Annotated in this window: 3 protein-coding genes; 1 reads left to right on the forward strand and 2 read right to left on the reverse strand. The window is 73.8% G+C overall.

The window, feature by feature from the left end:
- Positions 1–154: 154 nt before the first annotated feature.
- Positions 155–1102: an acetaldehyde dehydrogenase (acetylating) gene (locus ACWCSD_RS51090; RefSeq protein ID WP_449926887.1), complete on the reverse strand. Its 948-nt coding sequence runs from the start codon at positions 1100–1102 to the stop codon at positions 155–157.
- On the reverse strand, positions 1099–1923 hold the full coding sequence (locus tag ACWCSD_RS51095; RefSeq protein ID WP_449926890.1) for a 2-keto-4-pentenoate hydratase: 825 nt from the start codon (positions 1921–1923) through the stop codon (positions 1099–1101). Before ACWCSD_RS51095 ends, ACWCSD_RS51090 begins: the two co-directional genes overlap by 4 nt.
- Before the next feature lie 68 nt (positions 1924–1991).
- On the opposite strand from ACWCSD_RS51095, the gene ACWCSD_RS51100 reads away from it, so the two are divergent.
- A partial coding sequence (locus ACWCSD_RS51100; protein ID WP_449926893.1) for an IclR family transcriptional regulator occupies positions 1992–2728 on the forward strand: 737 nt, incomplete at its 3' end.

A 2728-nucleotide genomic window follows, 5' to 3' on the forward strand; every position in this document is an offset into this window, starting at 1 on the left:
TGGACCGGGCCGGCGTCGACGCGATCGAGGTCGCGCACGGCGACGGCCCGGTCGAGCGCCGTGACGATGCGCTTGACGTCCTCCAGGCCGATGCGGTGGCGCACGGCGTGCATGCCGTCGCGCAGGGTGACGTCCTGGACGAAGATCGGGGTGGTCATCGAAGGCCCGCCTTCCGTGCGGCGACGCGTTCCGCGACCCGCAGGCCGGCGGAGGTCATGATGTCGAGGTTGCCGGCGTAGGCCGGGAGGTAGTGCGCGGCGCCCTCGACCTCGAGGAACACCGACACCTGGTGGGTGGGCCGCACCGCGCCGGCGGCCAGCAGCGTCTCCACCGGCTGGTCGGCGGGCACCTCGGTGATCTGCACCTGCTGCTTGAGCCGGTAGCCGGGGACGTAGGCGGCGACGTCGGCGACCATCTTCTCGACCGACCGGCGGATCTCGTCGTGGACGGCCGGGTCCGGCGCCGCGACGAGGCACAGGACGGTGTCCCGCATGATCAGCGGCGGGTCGGCGGGGTTGAGGATGATGATCGCCTTGCCGCGGCGCGCCCCGCCGATCTGCTCGATGGCGGCCGAGGTGGTCTCGGTGAACTCGTCGATGTTGGCCCGGGTGCCCGGCCCGGCCGACTTCGAGGCGATGGACGCGACGATCTCGGCGTACTCGACCGGCGCCACCCGGCTGACGGCGGCGACGATCGGGATCGTGGCCTGGCCGCCGCAGGTGACCATGTTGACGTCGGGCGCGTCGAGATGCTCGTCGAGGTTGACGGCGGGGACGACGTAGGGGCCGATCGCCGCCGGGGTCAGGTCGATCAGCCGCTTGCCGAGCGGGAGCAGCTTGGCGGCGTTGACCTCGTGCGCCTTGGCCGAGGTGGCGTCGAAGACGATCCCGATCTCGTCGAAGCCCGGCAGCGCGATCAGGCCGTCCACGCCCTCGGACGTCGTCGGGACGCCCATCCGGGCGGCGCGGGCCAGACCGTCGGACGCGGGGTCGATGCCGACCATGGCGCCCATCTCCAGGTGACGCGAACCGCGCAACACCTTGATCATCAGGTCGGTGCCGATGTTGCCCGAGCCGATGATCGCGACCTTCGTCCTGCTCATGCTGCTGCTCCTTCGGTGAAGCGGACCGTCACCGTGCCGAGGCCGGACAGGGTGGCGGTGACGATGTCGCCGGCGGCGACCGGCCGCATCGGGCCGAGCGCGCCGGACAGGACGACCTGGCCCGCGCGCAGCGGCTCGCCGAGGTCGCGGGCCATGCGGGCCAGCCACACGACCGCCTCGATCGGGTCGCCCAGGCAGGCCGCGCCGGTGCCGGTGGAGACCTCCTGGCCGCCGATGCTCATCGACATCGCGACGTCCACCGGGTCGAACTCGCCGAGGGTGCGGCGTTCCGTCCCGAGGACGTAGGCGCCGGCGGAGGCGTTGTCGGCGACCGTGTCGCCGAAGGAGATGTCCCAGCCGGCGATCCGGCTGCCGCAGATCTCCAGCGCGGCGACGGCGTACTCGATCGCGGCCCGGACCTGGGGGGTGTCGAGCGGGCCGTCGTCCAGGTCGGCGCCGAGCACGAACGCGATCTCCGCCTCGGCCCGCGGCTGGAGGATCCGGCCGACCGGGATCGCGTCGCCGTCGGCGTAGGCCATGTCCTCGAACAGCACGCCCAGGTCGGGCTGGTCGACGCCGAGCTGGCGTTGCACCGCCTCCGACGTCAGGCCGATCTTGCGTCCGGTGATCCGCGCGCCGGCGGCCAGCCGGGAGGCGGTCAGCGCGGCCTGGACGGCGTACGCGGCGGCCAGGTCGTCGCGGCCGATCAGATCCCGCACGGGGGCGCACGGCACGCCGGACGCGGCGGCGCCGGCCAGCCGCCCGGCCGCGGCGGCGATGTCGGACGGGCTCGCGGCGGTGGGCCCGTTGGTTTCGTTCATCCCCCCACTGTGCAGGCAGGATGCCGCCCCAACCAGCACATCGTCTCGTTCAGCGATACGCTGTGCCGGTGACCGATCGGGCCGACCTCGACACCGTGCTGGGCAAGGCGGTGACGATCCTGCGCGCCTTCCGGCCCGACGACCGCGTCGTCAGCCTCGCCGAGCTGGTGCGGCGCACCGGCCTGCACAAGGCGACCGTCCACCGGCTGTCGGGCGATCTGGTCGCCAACCGCCTGCTCGACCGCGCCGACGGCGGCTACCGGCTCAGCCGCGGCCTGTTCGAGCTCGGCATGCTCGCCTCGCTCGAACGCAGCCTGCTCGAACTGGCGATGCCGTTCCTCCAGGACCTCTACGAACGCACCCACGAGACCGTGCACCTCGGCGTGCGCGAGGGGCACGACGTCGTCTACGTCGCCAAGATCGGCGGCCACCGCCAGGCCAGGGCGCCCTCGCGCACCGGCGGCCGGATGCCGCTCCACTGCACCGCGATCGGCAAGGCGCTGCTCGCGTACGCCGGTCCCGACCTGCGGCGCGAGGTGCTGACCGGGCCGCTGGAACGGCGTACGCCGCACACCGTCGTCGTGCCGAGCATCCTGCGCGGCCAGTTGCGGCGCGTCACGGAGACCGGGGTCGCGTTCGAGGCGGAGGAGTCGGCCGTCGGGCTGGTGTGCGTCGCCGCGCCGGTGCTGGGGCGCGGCGACGAGCCGCTCGCCGCGATCAGCGTGGCCGGCCCCACCGGCCGGTTCCGGCCCGAGGGGCACGTGGCCGCGGTGCGCGCGGCGGCGGCCGCGCTCGGCAGCACGCT

The sequence above is a fragment of the Nonomuraea sp. NPDC001684 genome, assembly GCF_053596515.1.